Origin of the sequence: Parvimonas sp. C2 (assembly GCF_035282405.1) — a bacterium.
GTDB lineage: Bacteria > Bacillota > Clostridia > Tissierellales > Peptoniphilaceae > Parvimonas.
Window position 1 is genome coordinate 168,278 of record NZ_JAYKBP010000002.1, and the last position, 20,139, is coordinate 188,416.

Here is a 20,139-nt window from a genome sequence, read left to right on the forward strand (position 1 = left end):
TACATATTTTACTTATATGGTTTAATTTTATCTTTCGTTAGCATTATTTTTAATCCTTTTCCATTTAAGCCTACTTCCAATAATTATTAATGGAGTACACAAAATCATATAAAGGTAATAATGACTATATTTTACAGTTGCTGTATATTTAACTTCTCCTAATACAGCTTGCATTTTTTCGTCTTTTATTATTTCTCTAATTCTATCGATGGTTATTTTACTTTCATTTGATAATAATTCGTTTAATACTCCTTTATCAGTAATTTCAAATACAGTATCTTTTATAAGCTGACTATTTCCTAAATTGTCAAAATAATAATATTTCCCATTTTTTGTCCAAATAGAACCAGATATACTACTATTTATAGATTTTACTTTTTCCCAACCTTCTTTTTTATCAAAACTAACTATTTGAGAATTTATTGAATACAATCGTCTTATATGTGGCGATCTATGTCTAATAATATATTTTTCATAAGAACTTAAAAAATAGATATTTTCCTCATCACAAAACACATTCTCATCTAAAAATTCAATATTTCCCTTAAAAATATTTTCTCCAATTTTTACTTGCTTATTTTTTCTTTGATTATAAAAATATACTCCATCATTGGAAACAAAAAATAAATTGCGGATATGTGAACTTCTATTTCCAATTACTTTATAAGGAGCGGACTTTTCATCAAATCTAAGAGTCTCTTTAAAAACTTCTCCACTCTTTTTATCATAAAGCAAATAATCTCCTTGCTCAGCTGAAACAACTTCCAATTCACCACTATTTTTTATTGGTAAAAGTTCATTTTTATAATAAACATTATTCTTATCACAAAAATACTCTCCATACTTAGAAACCTCTTTTATAGTATTTGCATCTGCATTTTCAAGAGCTTTACCTTTATAATAAAGTACATCTCCATCTGTCGCAAAATATATTAAACTATTAATTTTCGAAATTTTCTTTTCAGTATTTAATTTATGATATGGATAAATATATGACTTAGGTTTTTTATTCTTATTAAAAGCATGAACTATATGTCCAAAAGCTTCCGACAAATATGAAATGTCATCATTTCTATCAGAAAGTGGAGAACAAAAATAATTACTTTTTCCGTCAGTATAATATCCATTTCCAATATAAGAAATATTTTTTGGATTAAGGTCTTCAATTTTCACATTCCCAAAATAAACATGATTTTTATCCTTTCCTACAACAGAAGGTTTATAAGTATGCTCTGACTTAATTACACTAAAAGAATCTGCATCAGCATCTTCCACAATGTAATATCCCCCACTTGGAATAAGTGCATAAATCTTGCCATCATATTTATAAAAAATGCTATTGTTAATTCGCTCGCCACTTCTTTCGATATTTACATAAGTATCATCAACATCAAAAAGCTGTCTGAAAACAAAAAAAACAATTACTAAACTAATTAAAATTAAACAAACTCCTAAAATTTTTGAACGAATACTTTCGCTCTCTTTCCTATTCAAAATTCCATCATCCCCCATAGTTATTTTATTAAATACATTATATCACATCTATTCGTTATTTTCTTTTTTATAGCTTTCAAGTATATAAGATGTTTAATATTCTAATATTTTTCCGTCTACCACGATTAAAAATTTACATCCCAACTTTCATATTTCCAAAATAAACATTATTTTTATTAATTTCTACAGCAAAATTATAATAACTATAACCTGAAATAGGTATTTTTTAGAAAATTTTTATGTATAAAAAAGTTATGGAGTACTTTTTAAATTTTACTCCCCAAACCTTAATTAATGAACCATATATTTAGGTTATATCTAAAATTAATTTTCTTTTTTTCTTCTAGTACCTACTGCAATAAGTGCCATTCCTGATAATCCTAATAATGTTGCATATAGGATTATATTTGAATTATTACCTGTTTTTGGTAATTTTTTCTCAAAATTGTTATCAGGTTTTGGAGTAGGTTTGTTTTTTTCAACAACTGTAACAACAGCTTTCTTTGTTACACTGGCTCCATCTTTATCAATTACTTTAAACGTAACAGTATATTTACCTATTTTATCCTTATTAAAACCACCATTATCAATAAGTTTTACATTTTTAGTTAAATCACCATCTTCTTTATCTTTAGCGGATACAACAAGGCTCATTAAATCAATTTTTTCACCTTTTTTGATAGTTTTATCTTTAACTTCAAGTGTAGGTGCTTCATTCATAGGAGATATACTCTTATCGTAAATAGCATACACAGTTGTATCTTCATTTACAACAGTTGTACCTGTAAATTTCATACCTTTTCCATCAGCAGATGTATTCCATTCTTTAAATGTATATCCTGCTTTACTTGGATTTTTAGGCATAGACTGATCAGTTAAATTATCCATATCAATCGATTTGCAATTTTCTACATTGATTGTTGCATGTGTTGCACTCTCGTTCATGAAAGTTACCTTATTATGATTTACTCTGAATGTATAAGTAATCAAATTAGGTTTATTAACATCGCCTGCTTCATCTTTTCCATCTACAGATTGTTTAGCTGCATAAACAATAGCTTGACGAAAGAAATAATGCTTATTATCCTTTTGAATAGCTGAATCATCTTTATTAAAAATAACATTATTATCAGTAGTAAAGATATTTTCGTGTGCACCATAAGCATATCCTGTAACTGTATTATTTTTGTTGATTTCAACATCAGAAGTTACTTGTAATCCGTCTACACTTAGTGTTGCTGATTTAACTTTTTGAATCTTTTTGTATAATTCCTTTAATGTCTCATAAGTATGTGGTGCCTTTAGTCTTGCCTTTACAACAATTCTTCTGCCACCATTTTCTTTTGTAACAGATAAATCATCAAAACTATCAATACCTGACAATTTATATTTAGTTGTATCCAGAGATTCTAAACCTTTTGGTAAATCTAAAACAAACACTAATTCAGCATCGGATTGTGTAATTGCAGTTTCAGGCATATTATTTTTCATCATATAATACGCTGGAAATTCTGAATTAATTATGGCAATAAGTGAGGTGTTTTTAACCTTTCTAAACATTGATAAATCCACATGAAAATCTAAATTGATTTTATCACCGATGCGATGATTAGAAACAGCTGTACTGGAAAGATCCCTTTCTTTGATATCTGCACGCACATTATAATCAGTTGTTTTTTCTGTTAAAAGATCATTGGCATAATCAAAGTTATATGGATTCCACTGTTTGCCACCCTTCCAACGATTAAGTTCAGGATCTTTGGGCTCCTTATGTGGATAATCTTTAGCATATGCAGCTAAATATTGAGTTATAAATTCCATAATTTCTTTTTCCGCTTCTTTATCTGAAGCAATACCAGCATTTGGAAAGAAAGGAACTAAAGAATACTCATTTAGTCGATTAGCCCATTTTACACGACTACTTGCAAAATAATCCTTTAAATAAGATGGTATAATCCCTCTATGAGTTGAATCTTTATACCAACTTAACTCAGCCCAATAATTGTCCTTTGTTAGTTTCTTTTCTTTATCAGGCATTTCTTCAGCCAATACTTTTGTAGCACCGGCAAATACACTGAATACCATTAGTAGAGCCATCATTAAGCCAATGGATTTTTTAACTAACTTTTTCATTGTTTCAATCCTTCTTGTTTTTTATAAAAAATCTGTAAAAATACATACCTATCCATCAGGTAAATACTATTATTAAATTATGTATAATAAAATTTTATTTAAAATTTCTTTTATTTGTCAATTATTTTTACATGCTTTTACAAATGTAGTATAACAAATAAATACTTCTATTACTAGTGATAATTGTCGTACTTTTTATATAAATTTTTAGTTGCTCCAACTATTCTAAACATCAATCATAACTATTATTATAATACAGAAAAGGGAATTCTGATAAGTCATCTACTTATATAAAATCCCCTATTTTTAAGCTTTTTATGCAGTTTTAAATTTTTAGTTTAAACAATAATGCCACAGTTCTACAACACATCAAGACAACAAATCTGTAATCATAATTATCTTAAACTATATACTTGTATCTTTTTTTAAAGAGAATTACTTAATTCTAATTACTTTTATTCTTTTGTTTCCTCACAATTAAACTTTTTCAGAATACTATAAGTCTGATTAATCACATCACTATTTATATTCATAAACAAACTTAAATCTCCTATAATATAGAATTCTTCTTTTGCTCTCGTTACAGCTACATTCATAATATTTGGATTGGTTGAACTCATCGCCCATCTTGCTGCCCCTCGACTTTTTTCATCACAACCTAATACCAAAAACACAGTATCTGCCTCTTTACCTTGAAAAGTGTGAACTGTTCCAATATTAGTAGGCTTTCCGTCATTACCATATCGTGTAAATCCAATTTCTTTTAATTCATGAGATAAATGATATGCTACATTTCTAAAAGGAGAAATTACATAAACAACATCTTTCACAGATTTATTTCTAATATCCGGATTACGCTTTATCATCTCAAGTATTTTTTCTTTAAGAAAATCACCTTGCTCTTTAACATATTTATCAGACGCACTACCCTTAACATTATACCAAAGAGCTTTTCCCAGAACATACGTACCTTGTACCATATTTCCACCATAAGAAATCGCATTTGATATATCAAACATTGGATTTTTACATCTTCTGTGCACCCAAAGAGGTATTCCAATCCATTCATCGTCATTCTTGTAAAAACCATATTTACTAATATCATCCACAAGAGTCTGAACCGAAGCAGAATCGGATAAATATTTGTTGGATACTCCATAATGTTTTCCTATCATACTTAATATTGATGAATCTAATGTAAGTACTGGTTTAATCTGAGCAGGATCTCCTACTACCATTATTTTCTTACTTCTGAAAATTGAGCCGACAATGGATTGAGGAAGTGCCTGTCCGGCCTCATCCACAAACAAATAGCCTAAAGATTCTGTTCCAATATTAGCAAACATCCTTGAAAAACTTGCAAAAGTTGAACTAATAATTGGTATTACCATATTTATCCAATTCCACGCTTCAGTAATAACCTGTTTATTATCTATATATTGCTTTTGCCTATTCCAAATGAGTAAAGCAGATTTAATACTTTTTCGATTTTCGTACAAAAATTGCTTTCTGACTATTAATGAATCAATAAAAAGTTTTGATTGCAATTTTCTATACTCTTCATCAAACCACGGATTACTTAGCTGAAGTGAATCATAATCAATATACATATTAAGTTCATTTATAGAATATTTCTGTAATTCAGATGAAATATTTTTGATTTTATCACCAAGCTCTTGAATTTCTTTTATTTCTAATTGAATAATTTTCTCATTCTCTTTTTTCTTAACAGACACTTTTTCTTCATTTTCTTTAAGTCCTTTTTCTATATTTCTTTTCTCTTTTTCTAAACTAGCTTGTTCTAAATCTAACTCATTTTTCTTTTTTGACAATTCTAATAATTTTTCAGAAAAAGGATACAATCGCTTTTTATATTCTTTTCTTGCTTTAAATCTAAGAAAAAATGGTTTTTGCAATTCCAGCGCTTTGACTGATTGTTCAACATTATCTGTCTCTTTGATATTTTTTTCAATGTCGAAAATACATATACTAATCTGCTCTTCTATTTCAGCTAAATTCTGTTTTAACAAAACTTCATCAGCATCATTTTTCTTAACAATAGTTTTAAGTTCTTCTTCAAACTTTACTTTCTTCTCCTCGTTATTTTTACGTTTGGTTTCGATCTGTTCTCGTAATTTCAAAAGATTTACATATTTATCTGCAATATGCTGTCTTTCATTTTTATATTCACATACTTGCTTATATCTTTTAAAAAAATCATCATAAACTTTGTTATTTGGTTCATATTCCTTATTCAAATAGTCATAAACATGTTTTATTGCAGTAATGATTCCTTCTATATTGTCCTTCTTTCCACCTTCTAGCGAAAGTAGTCCCCAAAACTTTTCATCCGCACATTGTTCAGATTTTAGTATTTCAACTGGCTTACCATCTTTATTTTTTCTCCATTCTGTTGAATTTTTTGAATTTGATATTCTCCAAAAATAATCTGCCTTTCTTAATTCATCAACGAAAGAGTTATCTATCTTGCTAATAAGAGAAAACTCATTTACTATGTTCTGAACTGCACCATTATTAGAACTTGCAACAATAATTCCCTTATCTGCTATTGAACTGGGCATCACACTAATATATGCTTTATCATAGTACTTCAACTTATCAATTTTACTAATCTCTTTATTTGTTAATTTAGTTATTTCATATGCCTGTTCAACAAGTAATTCCGCAAATATATCTTTCAATAATGTAGTTTTTCCAGTTCCCGGAGGTCCGTTTACACTTCTCATTTTCTCATTATCATATCCTTTTGCCAAATTTACAGCAATCTGTTGCATCAATGAGAGTGAATTTTCGATATCACTTGGATAACGTGCAACTGGGTAATTTTTAGGCTGTAAAATATCTTCAAAGGTACTTGGATTAAAAGTTGAAGTATCTGCCTTACTATTAAGATTTACTCTTTCCTTATTCTCACCCAACAAATATGAATCTAAATTTTTTGTTTTAATACTCTTTGCTTTTTCTAAATCGTCAACAAAAAAAGAATGTAAATTAATAGCATCTGTTTCCAAATTGCTCAATACTTTCATCCTGCTATCTTCAATCTGAATCGAATATTTTTTTAAAAGTTTTACAAAAGCTTTGTTAAAAAATTCAATATAATCTTCTTCCTCAGGACAAGCAAAAATACTATTTATATATTCCTTATTTTTCTTTTCAAAATTTAAAAATTCGTTCTCTTTGGGAATACTTCCATTTTTTAAAATGTAATAACTCGCAGTAAAAAAAGTCATCTCTTCTACAAATTTCAGTTCCTTATCAAAATATATTGCAAAAGAGAATTTATCTCCTACTGATATTTCTTCATATGTTTCTGGAAGATTGTATTTATCTCTAAGTAATGTAACGACTTTTTTAAATGGAAAAATATTGAAATACAAAGCAACACCACATTTTTGACAGTTTTGTAATCTTTTTCTTTGTATTTGTATTTCAGAGTAAAACATTGAATAATAGTTGTAATCCTCTGAAATTTCAATTTGTTTTAAATCCTTATCATTAAGCTTAATATCACCCTCGGATAGATGCTCAACCATAATCCATGCTTCTAATATTTTTTCCTTTTTGTCCATTGTCTCTTCCCTCACTATACTCACAATTATCGTTTAGATTATATCCTCCTAAGTAATGTATGATATTTTCCCATTGTTTTCAAACTGCTAAAGTAGAAAAATCAAAAATTCCATCATATTACTCCCAATGATTTAATATATAATGACTATCCCCAAAAACTCACAATATATAACCAATTTAAAGTGAACGTTATTCCACTTTTTAAACTCTTATGTGTTTTTACTCAACTCTCTTTTAAAAGTTAAGAGTGTAATACTCTGTACGACAATCATTTACAGAAGTTCCATGCCATTCTAATATACCTTTAGATTCAAGATTTTTAAGTAATTCTCTACAGAATGTACTACCTTTTTCAATAAGCTCTGTAGCTTTTTTAGTTGTTATTTTTTCTTTCAAAAAATTAATTAATTTCTCCATTAATCTCCTCTTTTCTATCCTTACAAACCAAAATTTGTTAAATAAATTTATGTCTAACACAATCAACCATAAAACAAGAATACTCAGGATATAGCTTTAATTTTATCTCAGGTCTTGAAGCTCCACTCTTTATTTTAGAAATCATTTCTTCAAAGTTTCTTTTATCCTCTTCCCAACTCACAATAGTTTCTTGTTTCTCTTTTTCACTCTCATAATCTTCATCAGAAATAGCTTCACTTATGGATTCTTCAAAATACTTTCGATTCTTTTCTTCAAGACTAAAAAATCTTTCCTTTTGATTTTTTAACCAAAGAACATAAAAATATTCTTCCCACTCTGCAATATAATAGTACTCAACACAATCTCCACAAAGATTTAAAAATATGTCATACTCTTCAAGAGCATAATAGACATCAATAATCTGATCTTCTGAAATATCATCTGTATTTAAATTGTAATTATAATCTTGTCCAGGTTTTACTTTCTCTACATAAGACATTGCTTCATACTTATTTTCAAGATACACTTCACAATAAGCTAAACATAGTAACAGACGCATTCTATTAGGATAAATTTCAAGTAAGGATAAGAATATTTCCTTTGCTTTTTCATATTCCTTAAGCTCAAATAAAGATACAGCAAAATTGAAAGAAGTTAAATAACTTTCTTCCATTTCTCTTGCAATCTTAAAGTAATTACAACTAACTAATAAATTCTTTTCATCTTTAGAATATTCATACTCGCTAAAATAATAAAGACCAAGACCCGTATAAGTTTCTACAAAAGGTGAATTTAAGTCTTTAGCTTTGTTCAAATACATTAAACTGTCCTTAGAAAAATCCTCCCAAAAAGCAAGATTAGTAAAAATTCTAGCTTTATCATTATCACTTAAAGATTTTTTAAATTCATTTAAAAAGTTCAATAGAAATTCTATATAATCAAATTTCTCATCTCTAAGTTCCATCTCAACAGAAGCAAGAGTACAAACTACATCAACATCTGACGGAGATTCTTCTTGCTTTTCTAAAAGATAACTTTTCATTCTTTCAAGATATTCCTTTGAAGTTTCAAAATCTTTTAAAAATGGTTTATTGTATCTTTTTTCATATTCTGTTTTTAATTTATACCAGTATGATTTAATTTCTTCTAACATTTTTAATACCTTTATTTAAAATCAAAATAATAACTACTTTTACTAAAAATTTAATAAAATATCTATATTGTTAAATTTATTCAAATATTTTATAGTAAATCATTTAATATATTGGCTTTTTTATATTATTACATATTATAATCTCTTTTTCAATAATATCATAAAATAAATTAATATTATTAAAATATATTACAAAATGTTACTTATAATCCGTTGTTTTATTTACATAATATTAGTAATATAATGATGAGGTGATAATTATTAACTTACAAGAACAATTAGGATATGCAATAAAAAGATTACGGAAGGCGAAAAGTATAAGTCAAGAAAAATTTGCTATGAGTATAGAAATGGATAGAACTTACTTTTCATCTGTTGAAGCAGGAAAAAGAAACATATCACTTAAAAATATTGAAAAAATCGCTAAAGGATTAAACGTTACTGTTTCTGAATTATTCTTTTTAGCAGAAAAAATTAATTAGTACAAAAAGTTATATCTATAAATATAATTTTTGTAAAAAATAAAACAAACTAAAAATAATCAATTTAAAAAGGAGAACTTGTAAATGAGAACTCTGACATATTACTCAAAATTTATTCGTTGAAGGCTTAAGAAATTGCTGAATTAAGGCTTAATTTATCACACTATAAAAGGCAAAAAGCCATCATCAGTTCTCAACTAAAAAACGCTGAACCGGATAAAAATTTTAGTAAATCATAATACCAAAATGACTATGAATAACTTTTGAAGTTTTTCCCGGAAATAAATCAAGAACGTTTAGCAGAAATTGAAAGTTTTCATAGAAAAATTTCAAGGATTTCATTTTCGAAAAAAAGAGAACGCACCTAATGTCTACGAAGTAATCAGGACTAATACTGGACTTGTAGCAGAAAATTTAAGCGAAGGAGAGAGAAATTTTATAGCCTTTCTCTACTTCCATCAATTAGTTCTTGGTAGTCCTGAAGCAGATGCTGTTGTTAAGGATAAAATTGTTGTCATTGACGATCCAGTATCCAGTATGGATAGCTCTACTCTATTTGTTGTTGGCGCACTTGTTCGTGATATGATTGTGATTTGTAATCCAGACTACACTACCAAAGAGCATTCAAAGGATCATATAAAGCAGATATTTATACTAACCCATAATGCTTTCTTCCACCAAGAAGTAACCTATAACCAGGCTCAGTATTATAGATTTGTGTCATTCTTTGAAATTGTAAAGTATGACAATAATTCCAATGTCATTCTTTGCACGCAAAAGAATAGAGAAATCCCTTCTCTAATGGAAAATAGAAATCCTATACAGAATTCTTATGCAGCTCTATGGGACACATATAAAGAAGTTTCTTATCCAAATACTCTGGTAAATGTAATCAGACAAATTTTAGATTGCTACTTCTTACAATTATGTGGTTATAGCGGAATGAATATCAAAGATATCATATTAAAACAACATAGAGATGATTTCATTAAGAAGTTACCTGATGGTACTGAAGATTGCTCTGATTTACATATGGCAGCATCGTTACTACAGTATCTTTGCACTAGTAATGACCGTATATCAGACGGATTGAATTTCATTCACGTCAGCGTAGACACTGATAGCTGTCGTAGAATCTTTGAAAGTATTTTCCGTCATATGGGGCAAGGACAACACTTTGATATGATAATGAATAGAATATTTTAAACAACATAGTAAAGGAGAATAAACATTATGAACAATTATACACTGGGTACTCTAGAAGCATCTGAACAACTTATCAGGGATTTATATATTGATCTACGCAACAGAGTCAACAACTGGTCTAAAATAACATTTCAAACGCCACAAGCTAGAATGGGTTATATAGGACAACATTTAGTAAGCGTTGTCACTGGTTTCCCTGGAGGAAAATCTGGTGCAAGAGGATATGATCTTGTAATGGGTAACGGCCATTATGGCGAGATAAAAACATGTTATCGTGTTGATCAACTTGGTTCATGTGGTGACTGTGGTGCAGTTGTATCTAGTCTTGAAGATAGATGCTCCAATTGTAATTCCTCAAATATTCTTAGAAAAGATGACTCAAAATGGTTAATTGGAATCCAGCATGAGCAAGAATTCTGTGAAATACTTGATCCATATAGATACTATTTTGTTCTTTTTGAATTTGAAGAAATTAATAACCAACAAAATCATAATATATTAGCATATATTTGGGAAGTAGATCCGACTGTTAAAGGATTTGGATATTGCTTGATGGACTATTATTTAAATATCAGAGCAAGATCTAAATCAAAAGCTCCATTTAATATGTGGCCGCATCAACTTAAATTTGCTTTAACAAACCCCAATTTGATATATAAAGCTATAATTAAAGATGATGGTAATATCGAAACAAAAATTTTTCCAACATTCAATAATAGCTATATTGATAAATTAAAACCATTACAGGAATATTCCAAGGCTCAAACAATTACACTAGACGCAGCAAAAAATGTTTTATTGTATTTTAATCCTGGTGCAAATACATCTAACAAAAATAAGTTTCAGGTCTTAAATGATATTGAAAACATAAGAGTAGCGAAATCTATATCAAACTTAGAGTTATGTAATGCGCTCGCTGATGCTATATATTTACCATCATTAATCAATCAAAAGGCACAGATTCCCCTAAAATTAGCAACCCATTATAAAGAATTAAAATAAACAATACGGAGGTATCCCTCCGTATTGTTTATTTTAATTCAAAGCTAATTTGTTCTTTTGAAGGATTAAGTCTCTCAAGTGACTTTTTATAATACTCTGTATCTATTTCGAATCCAATATAGTTCCTACCATATTTTTTACTCACAAAGGCAGTAGTACCACTTCCCATAAAAGGATCTAGTACCAAATCCCCTTCATTACTACTTGCAAATATTAACCTTTTTATCAACTCAGCAGGTTTTTGCGTTGGATGAAATCTATTTTTTTCACCATAAAAATTAATATCATTCCAAACATCGGTAATCCCCATCTGTGGATTAAAGGTTTGGCTTATTTTTTCATATGGAATATCGAATTCTAAGATTTCTTGTAATTTCTTCCATAATTCCTCTGTAGGAAGTTGCTTGCAAACATTTTTCCCTGTATAAATGCTCCACATACCTCCTCCATTTGATTTTACTCCAAGTCTCTCGTTAATATACTTAGCTGTATAACCTAATTCTATCTGTCTTTTTTTAAAAAAATTTTTCACAAATGGTTTTGGGTCTTTATATAAAAACAAAATACTTTCCGTAACATTAGGAAATATTTTATATTTTTTTGTAGCTCGCCCTGAAACAGCCTGTATTCCTTTATCCAAAATTATCTGTTGTCTCAATTCAAATCCAGCATCTTCAAAAATTGGAAGTAATCTACTAAGCATCCTGAAATATCCAAACACATAAAAACTCCCTCCTTTTCTTAATACTCTTGAAGCCTCTACAATCCACTCTTTTGACCATTCTAGATAATCCTCCTCTGTTCTCCAGGCATAGTCCCATTTTTCCCCTATCACTTTAAAATACGGCGGATCTGCAATTACTAAATCTACACTTTCATCATCAAAATATTCTTTTAAGCCATTGATGCAATCAATATTATATATAGTGTTTAAATCCACAATTCATACTCCTTTTTTTACATAAAATTTATAGATAAAACCATCATCAAAACATGTACAGAAATATTAAAATACTTATTATCATATGGTTTTTAAACTAATACTCCAAAATATCTATTCCAGCCTGTAGTAATCTGTCATATCTTTCTTTTGAAATTACTACAGCTTTTGGTTTCCCATTTTTTAATATAAAAGCAGCTTCATCATTCTCAGATAACTTAGTAATGATTTTTGATGATTGCCCTCTTAAAAAGTCAGACATATTATAAAAGTCCATTGTTGCTTTGCTATCTTTATCTTTCATATAATGCTCCTTTCATAGTATCTATTATACCATAAAGAAATATATTTAGCACTTGAATTGTAATTACTTTTGTAATTAAATCATTCATCTCTATTTCACTGTTCTTTTCTCCTAGCCACAATAATTCGGTTCAAAAATTTCTAATACATAGTGTTCAAGTTGACACCCACACCTCAAAAAAACCCCTTAAATAAAAAAAGACAACCTTAGCATAGGTGTTCAAAACTGGAAATATGAATGATGATTTACTCTCGCTATACAGTATGGTTAATGTATCTTAAAGTGCGTAATTTAAAGTGATTTGAGGTTTGCCAGGTGTAAAGAATTGTATCCTTTTGGATAAAATCATATCTCTTCCATATGATACAGTATATTTCCTTATACATAAAATCCTCATATCAATGTGGGTGCAAGTGGGTGCATATTTTCTTGTTATCCATTCCCTAGTGTCAACTCTTGACTATGGATATGTTCCCACTCAACCTTATTTTCTCTCAAATAACAAGGCTTACTCCAAGCTACCAATACCTTTTAACGATAGCCTTAGAATAAGCCTTTGTTTTCTACACCTTATTTAAGCACTGGGTGCAACTTTTGACATCAAAACTACCGTCTCACAATGTACTGTTCTTGAGAATTGATTAAAGATTTTTAATGTTTTTAGTTCATATCCATTTTCAAGTAGAATTTGAACGTCTCTTTTTTGTGTTTTTGGATTGCAGGAAATGTAAACCATTGTTTTTGCACCACAGGAGATTATTTTTTCCAATGCTTTTTGGTTTATTCCGTCTCTTGGTGGATCTACGATGATTACATCTACCATTTCTTTTCTGTTTTCAATTTCTTCTAGCACATCTCCAGCTATGAAGGTGCAATTTGTTAGTCCGTTTTCTTTTGCAGACTTGTTCGCGCTTTCGACTGCTTCTTCTACAATTTCAATTCCATAGACTGCTTTTGCTTTTCTTGCTACAATTTGTCCTATTGTTCCAGTTCCTGAGTATAGGTCAAAGACTACTTTGTTTTCTATGTCTCCACAAAGTTCAATTGCTTTTGAGTATAGATTTATTGCTCCAAATACATTTGGTTGGAAAAACGAAAATGGTGTTACTTTAAATTCCAAGTCAAATATTTTTTCAGTTATGTATTCTTTTCCAAAAATTATATTTATTTTTTCCGGAACAACTGCATCTGCAAGTGAGTCGTTTTCAGTATGCACAATAGATTTTATATTTCCTTCTAGTTTCAAACCTAAAAGCATATCTACAAAACTCTTTTTATCAAACTCACTTTGCGTTGTCGTTACGATATTTACCATTATTTCTCCAGTTGTCAATGCATAACGAATGATTAAATGTCTTAAAAGTCCTTCGTGAGTTCTCTTTTTTACAAATGGAAGATTTTTTTCTCTTACAAAGTTGATAATTGCATTTCTTATTATTTCAAAATCTCTATGTACTAAATTACACTCTATTGTATCTACAACTTCGTAAAATCTATTTTTCTTATGCATTCCAAGCATTATTGGACTGTCTTTATACATATCTGCAAAAGTATATTCCATTTTATTTCTATATGCACTTTTTAATGGACTTTCAAAAATTTCGGGTTCTTCTGAATATACATCTTCAAAAAGTTCCTTAATCTGTCTTTGTTTTAATTTCAATTCATATTCATGGGAAACACTTTGATAACTACAACCACCACATTCTAAATAGTTCGGGCAAGTTGGATTAGTTTCAAGTGGACTTTTTTCTAAAATTTCCAAAAGTTTTGCTTCCATATGTTTTTCTCTTTTTCTTCCAACAACTACAGAAACTTTTTGTCCTTCAATTCCACCTTTAAAATTTACTTTTTTATCTTCAAAAGTAAATTCAGACATATTTGGAAAATTAACTTTTTCAATTATTCCCTCTAAATATTTTTTCTTTCTTCTTGACATATATTTCCTTTCTATTAGCAGAAAAGAGCGAAATAACTTCACTCTTTCCTCTAACTTATCTATTTATTTCTTCCACAACATTTTTTATATTTTTTACCACTTCCGCAAGGACATGGGTCATTTCTTCCAACTTCTTTTCCTTTAACATAAGTAGTTTGCTCATCTTGAACATTTGTAGAAACTTCTACTGCAGCTCTTTCTCTTTCGATTTCAGCTCCTGCAGGTTGGATATTGAATAATCCTTTTAGAACGTCTACTTTGATTGATTCATTCATTTCGTTAAACATTTCAAAGCCTTCTGCTCCGTATGCTCTTACAGGGTCTTGTTGTCCATAAGATCTTATGCCGATACCTTGTCTTAATTGATCCATAGCATCTATATGATCCATCCATTTTCTATCGACAACCATAAGCATAATTACTCTTTCGATTTCTCTCATTTGTTCTTCGCCGATTTGTTCTTCTTTTTCAGCATAGAATCTTTGAGAAACATCAGTAATGTAAGTTTTTAATTCTTCTTTACTCAATCCTTTCATTTCTTCAAAATTTAAAAGATTATGTGGTAAGTATGCATTTTCGATTGCCATTTTCAAATCATTTAATTCAATATTTTTTCCGTTAGAATATTGTTCAACAGTTGAATCTATGAATTCAATCAACATTTCTTGAATGGTATCTTTCATATCTTCTCCATCAAGAACTGCACGTCTTTCTTTATAAATTACATTTCTTTGAACATTCATAACGTCATCGTATTTCAATACATTTTTTCTGATACCAAAGTTGTTTGCTTCAACTCTTTCTTGAGATCTTTCAATTCCTCTTGTAACTGATTTGAATTCCAACACTTCATCCGGATCATAATTTCTATTCATAGCAAATTTTTGTATAGCTTCTCCACCGAATAAACGCATCAAATTATCTGAAAGTGAAACGAAAAATCTTGATTCACCAGGATCTCCTTGACGACCGGCACGTCCTCTTAACTGATTGTCGATACGTCTTGATTCATGTCTTTCAGTACCTACAATGAAAAGTCCACCAGCTTCAATTACTTTTTTAGCATTTTCATCGGTTTGAGCTTTATATTTTTCATACAATTTTTTAAATTCTTCTCTAGCTTTTAAAATTTCTTCATCATCAGTTTCCCAGAAAGCATCTAAATTATCTAAAACATATTGTGGTGTTCCATTTTTCTTCATTTCATGTTTAGCCATAAAGTCAGGATTACCACCTAAAAGAATATCGGTACCACGGCCTGCCATGTTTGTTGCAATTGTAACTTTACCATAAACCCCGGCTTGGGCAACTATTTCAGCTTCTCTTGCATGGAATTTAGCATTCAATACATCATGTTCTATTCTTTTTTTCTTAAGCATTGCGCTTAGTAATTCAGAAATTTCAATTGAAATTGTACCAACAAGCACAGGTTGTCCCGTTTCATGAATTCTTTCTATTTCTTCAACAATTGCTTTAAATTTAGCTTCTTCAGTTAAATAAACTCTATCATGATGATCTATTCTTATAACCGGTTTGTTTGTTGGAATTTCAATAACGTCCATGTGGTAAATTTCATTAAATTCATCTTCTTCAGTCTTTGCAGTTCCTGTCATACCGGCAAGTTTTTCATACATTCTGAAGTAATTTTGGTATGTGATTGTAGCAAGAGTTCTAGATTCAGACTTGATTTCAACACCTTCTTTAGCTTCAATAGCTTGGTGAAGTCCTTCACTGTATCTTCTACCTTCCATAATACGTCCAGTAAATTCATCTACGATTAGAATTTCTCCGTCTTCACTTACAACATAGTCAACATCTCTTTGCATTGTATTATTCGCTTTTAATGCTTGATTTATATGATGCGCCACTTCCATGTTAACCGGATCTGAAAGATTTACAAGTCCAAAAAAGTCTTCTGCCTTTTCAGTCCCAATTTCAGTTAAGTTAGCAGTTTTATGTTTTTCATTAACTACAAAATCAACAGTTTCTTCTCTAAGTTCTCTGTTGTAAAAATCTTCATTTTCTTCACTTGGATCTGCAATTCTTCCCTTTAAACTTTTTACAAATTTATCGGCAAGTGCATATAAATCAGTTGATTGATCTCCTTCGCCTGAAATAATAAGTGGAGTTCTAGCTTCATCGATTAAAATAGAGTCAACTTCGTCGACGATTGCATAATTAAGTCCTCTTTGAACGAGTTCTTCTTTATAAACAACCATATTATCTCTAAGATAGTCGAAACCAAATTCTGAGTTAGTTCCGTAAGTTATATCACAATTATAGTTTTCACGTCTTTCATCATTTGAAAGTCCATGTAAAATACAACCAACTTTTAACCCTAAAAACTCGTGAATTTTACCCATCCACTCTTTATCTCTCTTTGCAAGGTAATCATTCACTGTTACTATGTGAACACCCTTACCTGTAAGAGCATTTAAATATGAAGGCAAAGTTGCAACTAAAGTTTTTCCTTCACCTGTTTTCATTTCGGCAATTCTTCCTTCGTGAAGAACAACCCCACCAATTAACTGTACTCTATAATGTTTCATACCTAAAACTCTATAAGCTGCTTCTCTAACTGTTGCAAAAGCTTCAGGTAAAATATCGTCTAAAGTTTCTCCATTTGTTAATCTAGTTTTAAATATTTCTGTATTATTTCTAAGTTCATCATCTGTTAATTTTGAATATTTTTCTTCGTAAGACATTATTTTGTCTACAATTGGATTTATCTTTTTAACTCTTTTTGCAGAAGAATTAAAAATATCATTAAAAAATCCCATAACTCACCTCTATCTAAAATATATATTTTCTCACGCATAATATTTTACCATAAATACTCATAATTTACAAATTTTCATAAAAAAATTAACTAAAAATATATTTTATGTTTTAAAGTAAAATCTTGACTTTGTTATAAAAATCTTATAAAATAACTCTGTATTCGTGTGATACCCAATAGTAGCCTATTTTTTTAGGCAGAGTAGGAAACTTGCATTAAGTGTTACAAGATGGGATGTTGCTTGTAAACGAAGAGATTTCTCGTGGTTAGTTTTCGCATCCACTGTTGGCATTGATTTTTGAAAGGAGAAAAATGAAAAAAAATAGGTTTACAACTACACAATTAGCTATTGCAGGTCTTATGATAGCTATAACAGTTATTTTGTCATATCAAAATATATATTTGTTTCCACCTAGAAGCGGAAGAATTACACTTAGATTTATACCGATGATTTTCTCAGGTATACTATTAGGACCTACGCTTGGAACAATAATTGGTGGTGCTTCTGATCCATTAATTTATTTTATGACTTTGGGTTCTCCGGGAATGTATTTTCCGGGATATATGCTTACAAATATGGTAATAGGATTTTTTCCGGGGCTTATAATCGGAAAAAATATTGAGAAAGAAAGCAAATTTTCTTTAATTTTAAAAGTTGCGCTTATATCTCTTCTTTCTTTTGCTGTTACAATATTTTTAGACAGCTTTTGGCTATCCATTACAAGAGGTAAAGGATTTTGGTACTATGTCGTTTCAAGGACATTGCCAAATTTAATTCAAATGGGAATTACATTTGTTGCAATTTTAGTTTTAACTACAAGAATAAAAAAAACTTACAGGTAAAAATTTTATAAAGAAAAATCATAAACACGAATTAACAGCTGACTGCAATGGTAGTCAGTTTTTTTATGAGTAATTAATGTGTCTATAACACATTTTACTTTTGCTAAAGCAAAAGTATGAGATCTCTCCGCTTCGTTTCGCTATGCTCAACTCCGGTCGAGATGACATATTAGGGGCATTACTTTGCTAACTATTTTAACGTGAGTTTTTGTTCGTTATAATTTTTTATAAATCGAAAGCTGTTTTACTATTAACGGTAAGCTATTAAACTAAGTCACTCCCTTATCCGTCATTTCGAGCGTAGCCGAGAAATCTCAACTATTGCTTGTTTATAAGCAATAGTATTTCTGAAAGAAATCCTAAAATATTTTTTATGTATCTTTGATACATTTACTTTTGCTAATGGTTTTCACGAGAAAAAATTACATTAATTTGAATAATAATAATAATATATTTGATTTGTTATTAAAACTTATTAAAAATACAATGCAAAAAATGTAAAACTTTGTTCTATGTTTGTCAATATATCTATAAAAATGTATTGTCTTTAAATATTTTATTTGTTATAATATAGCTAGTAAGTTTAAGGAGGGAGCTATGAAAATTAATGTAAATTCTGAAATTGGAAAATTAAAATCAGTTTTACTTCACAGACCTCATAAAGAACTTTTAAACTTGACACCTTATTTACTTGATGAACTTCTTTTTGATGAAATTCCGTTTTTGGATAATGCACAAAAAGAACATGATATGTTTGCAAACATTTTTAGACAAAATGGATGTGAAGTGTTCTATCTTGAAGATTTGTGTGCTGAAAGTCTTTATGATGACGGTATAAGAACTGCTTTTATTGAAGAATTCCTTGATAATGCAGATGTGCATGTAGAAAACGAAAAAAGATTATTAAAAGAGTATTTATTTTCTATCAAAGACAACAAAGAGTTAGTTTTAAAAATGATGGAAGGTGTTAGAAAGAATGAAGTAGATTTAAAAGAACCTTCAACTTTAAGTGAACTTGTTTCAAAGCATGATTTCTTTATTTCAAAACCACTTCCTAATTTATACTTTACAAGAGATCCTTTTTCATTCATTAAAGACGGTGTAAGTCTTCATACAATGTGGTCAGTTACTAGAAGAAGAGAAACTCTTTTTGGAAAGTATATATTTGAACATCATAAAGAATTTAAAGGTATTAAAAAATGGTATGATAGAACAGATATTCCTTCTATTGAAGGTGGAGATATTTTAGTTTTATCCGAAGATGTTGTTGCTATCGGTATTTCTCAACGTTCAACAGCTATAGCAATCGAAACTATTGCAAAAAGACTTCTTGAAGATAAAAACGGGGTAAAAACTGTACTTGCTATGGTAATTCCAAACAACAGAGCTTTTATGCATCTTGATACTGTTTTAACTTCAGTTGATAGAGATTTATTCACTCTTCATCCTGAAATTGAAAAGACATTAGAAATTTATTCACTAAAACTTGTTGATGGAAAAGTAAAAGTTGAAGCTGAATCAACTGACATTGAAGTTGTATTGAAAAAATATCTACATGTTGATAAAATCGACTTTATCCGTGAAGGAAAAGGCGGACTTTTAGATACTCATAGAGAACAATGGTCTGACGGATATAACACTTTAGCTATCGCACCTAGAGAAGCTATCGTTTATGATAGAAATACTATAACAAATCAATTACTTGAAGAAAAAGGAGTAAAACTTCGTAAGATTGATTCAGGTGAATTATCAAGAGGACGTGGGGGCCCAAGATGTATGAGTATGCCTCTATTTAGAGAAAACTTATAATAAAAATTTTGATTAAAGCACAGAAATTCTGTGCTTTTTTTTGC

14 protein-coding genes and 1 riboswitch are annotated in these 20,139 nt (G+C 29.4%); of the genes, 5 read left to right on the plus strand and 9 right to left on the minus strand.

What is annotated here, in order from left to right; all coding sequences use genetic code 11:
- Positions 1–27 precede the first annotated feature (27 nt).
- From VJI95_RS03805 to VJI95_RS03825, 5 genes are all read right to left on the minus strand, one after another.
- A complete protein-coding gene (locus tag VJI95_RS03805; protein ID WP_324010309.1) occupies positions 28–1,494 on the minus strand; it encodes a DKNYY domain-containing protein in 1,467 nt (488 codons plus the stop codon).
- 324 nt (positions 1,495–1,818) lie between these two features.
- Positions 1,819–3,627 (minus strand): InlB B-repeat-containing protein, encoded by a 1,809-nt coding sequence (locus tag VJI95_RS03810; protein ID WP_324010310.1) that lies wholly within the window; start codon positions 3,625–3,627, stop codon positions 1,819–1,821.
- Between the two features lie 455 nt (positions 3,628–4,082).
- Entirely contained in the window at positions 4,083–7,220 is a 3,138-nt protein-coding gene (locus tag VJI95_RS03815) for a DEAD/DEAH box helicase (protein ID WP_324010311.1), read from the minus strand.
- Positions 7,221–7,455: 235 nt separating this feature from the next.
- Complete coding sequence (locus VJI95_RS03820; RefSeq protein ID WP_324010312.1) at positions 7,456–7,638, minus strand: hypothetical protein; 183 nt, start codon at positions 7,636–7,638, stop codon at positions 7,456–7,458.
- Between the two features lie 37 nt (positions 7,639–7,675).
- The gene (locus tag VJI95_RS03825) at positions 7,676–8,791 is read right to left on the minus strand and encodes a hypothetical protein (protein WP_324010313.1); all 1,116 of its coding nucleotides are present in this window, start codon (positions 8,789–8,791) and stop codon (positions 7,676–7,678) included.
- Positions 8,792–9,042: 251 nt separating this feature from the next.
- On the opposite strand from VJI95_RS03825, the gene VJI95_RS03830 reads away from it, so the two are divergent.
- The 3 genes from VJI95_RS03830 to VJI95_RS03840 all read left to right on the plus strand — a co-directional run bounded on the left by VJI95_RS03830 (position 9,043) and on the right by VJI95_RS03840 (position 11,481).
- A complete protein-coding gene (locus VJI95_RS03830) occupies positions 9,043–9,273 on the plus strand; it encodes a helix-turn-helix domain-containing protein (protein ID WP_324010314.1) in 231 nt (76 codons plus the stop codon).
- Positions 9,274–9,579: 306 nt separating this feature from the next.
- Positions 9,580–10,479 carry an AAA family ATPase gene (locus tag VJI95_RS03835; RefSeq protein ID WP_324010315.1) on the plus strand — a complete coding sequence of 300 codons (900 nt, stop codon included), beginning with the start codon at positions 9,580–9,582 and terminating at the stop codon, positions 10,477–10,479.
- Positions 10,480–10,506: 27 nt separating this feature from the next.
- Positions 10,507–11,481 (plus strand): MamI family restriction endonuclease, encoded by a 975-nt coding sequence (locus tag VJI95_RS03840; RefSeq protein ID WP_324010316.1) that lies wholly within the window; start codon positions 10,507–10,509, stop codon positions 11,479–11,481.
- A 28-nt stretch (positions 11,482–11,509) separates the two neighbouring features.
- Here VJI95_RS03840 and VJI95_RS03845 read toward each other — a convergent pair whose 3' ends face one another.
- The 4 genes from VJI95_RS03845 to secA all read right to left on the minus strand — a co-directional run bounded on the left by VJI95_RS03845 (position 11,510) and on the right by secA (position 17,444).
- Positions 11,510–12,421 (minus strand): DNA-methyltransferase, encoded by a 912-nt coding sequence (locus VJI95_RS03845; RefSeq protein ID WP_324010317.1) that lies wholly within the window; start codon positions 12,419–12,421, stop codon positions 11,510–11,512.
- Positions 12,422–12,518: 97 nt separating this feature from the next.
- On the minus strand, positions 12,519–12,725 hold the full coding sequence (locus VJI95_RS03850; protein WP_324010318.1) for a type II toxin-antitoxin system Phd/YefM family antitoxin: 207 nt from the start codon (positions 12,723–12,725) through the stop codon (positions 12,519–12,521).
- Between the two features lie 574 nt (positions 12,726–13,299).
- A complete protein-coding gene (gene rlmD / locus VJI95_RS03855; RefSeq protein ID WP_324010319.1) occupies positions 13,300–14,664 on the minus strand; it encodes a 23S rRNA (uracil(1939)-C(5))-methyltransferase RlmD in 1,365 nt (454 codons plus the stop codon).
- A 59-nt stretch (positions 14,665–14,723) separates the two neighbouring features.
- Complete coding sequence (secA, locus tag VJI95_RS03860) at positions 14,724–17,444, minus strand: preprotein translocase subunit SecA (RefSeq protein WP_324010320.1); 2,721 nt, start codon at positions 17,442–17,444, stop codon at positions 14,724–14,726.
- Between the two features lie 194 nt (positions 17,445–17,638).
- Positions 17,639–17,730, plus strand: a riboswitch (THF riboswitch).
- 25 nt (positions 17,731–17,755) lie between these two features.
- Here secA and VJI95_RS03865 point away from each other — a divergent pair.
- Positions 17,756–18,286 carry a folate family ECF transporter S component gene (locus VJI95_RS03865; protein WP_269720606.1) on the plus strand — a complete coding sequence of 177 codons (531 nt, stop codon included), beginning with the start codon at positions 17,756–17,758 and terminating at the stop codon, positions 18,284–18,286.
- Between the two features lie 597 nt (positions 18,287–18,883).
- A complete protein-coding gene (locus VJI95_RS03870) occupies positions 18,884–20,095 on the plus strand; it encodes an arginine deiminase (protein ID WP_324010321.1) in 1,212 nt (403 codons plus the stop codon).
- Positions 20,096–20,139 lie beyond the last annotated feature (44 nt).

Coding starts and splice junctions, on each gene's coding strand:
- VJI95_RS03820 (WP_324010312.1), bottom strand. CDS start 7,638: ATGGAGAAATTAATTAATTTTTTGAAAGAAAAAATAACAACTAAAAAA.
- secA (WP_324010320.1), bottom strand. CDS start 17,444: ATGGGATTTTTTAATGATATTTTTAATTCTTCTGCAAAAAGAGTTAAA.
- VJI95_RS03840 (WP_324010316.1), top strand. CDS start 10,507: ATGAACAATTATACACTGGGTACTCTAGAAGCATCTGAACAACTTATC.
- VJI95_RS03825 (WP_324010313.1), bottom strand. CDS start 8,791: ATGTTAGAAGAAATTAAATCATACTGGTATAAATTAAAAACAGAATAT.
- VJI95_RS03865 (WP_269720606.1), top strand. CDS start 17,756: ATGAAAAAAAATAGGTTTACAACTACACAATTAGCTATTGCAGGTCTT.
- VJI95_RS03850 (WP_324010318.1), bottom strand. CDS start 12,725: ATGAAAGATAAAGATAGCAAAGCAACAATGGACTTTTATAATATGTCT.
- VJI95_RS03810 (WP_324010310.1), bottom strand. CDS start 3,627: ATGAAAAAGTTAGTTAAAAAATCCATTGGCTTAATGATGGCTCTACTA.
- rlmD (WP_324010319.1), bottom strand. CDS start 14,664: ATGTCAAGAAGAAAGAAAAAATATTTAGAGGGAATAATTGAAAAAGTT.
- VJI95_RS03870 (WP_324010321.1), top strand. CDS start 18,884: ATGAAAATTAATGTAAATTCTGAAATTGGAAAATTAAAATCAGTTTTA.
- VJI95_RS03815 (WP_324010311.1), bottom strand. CDS start 7,220: ATGGACAAAAAGGAAAAAATATTAGAAGCATGGATTATGGTTGAGCAT.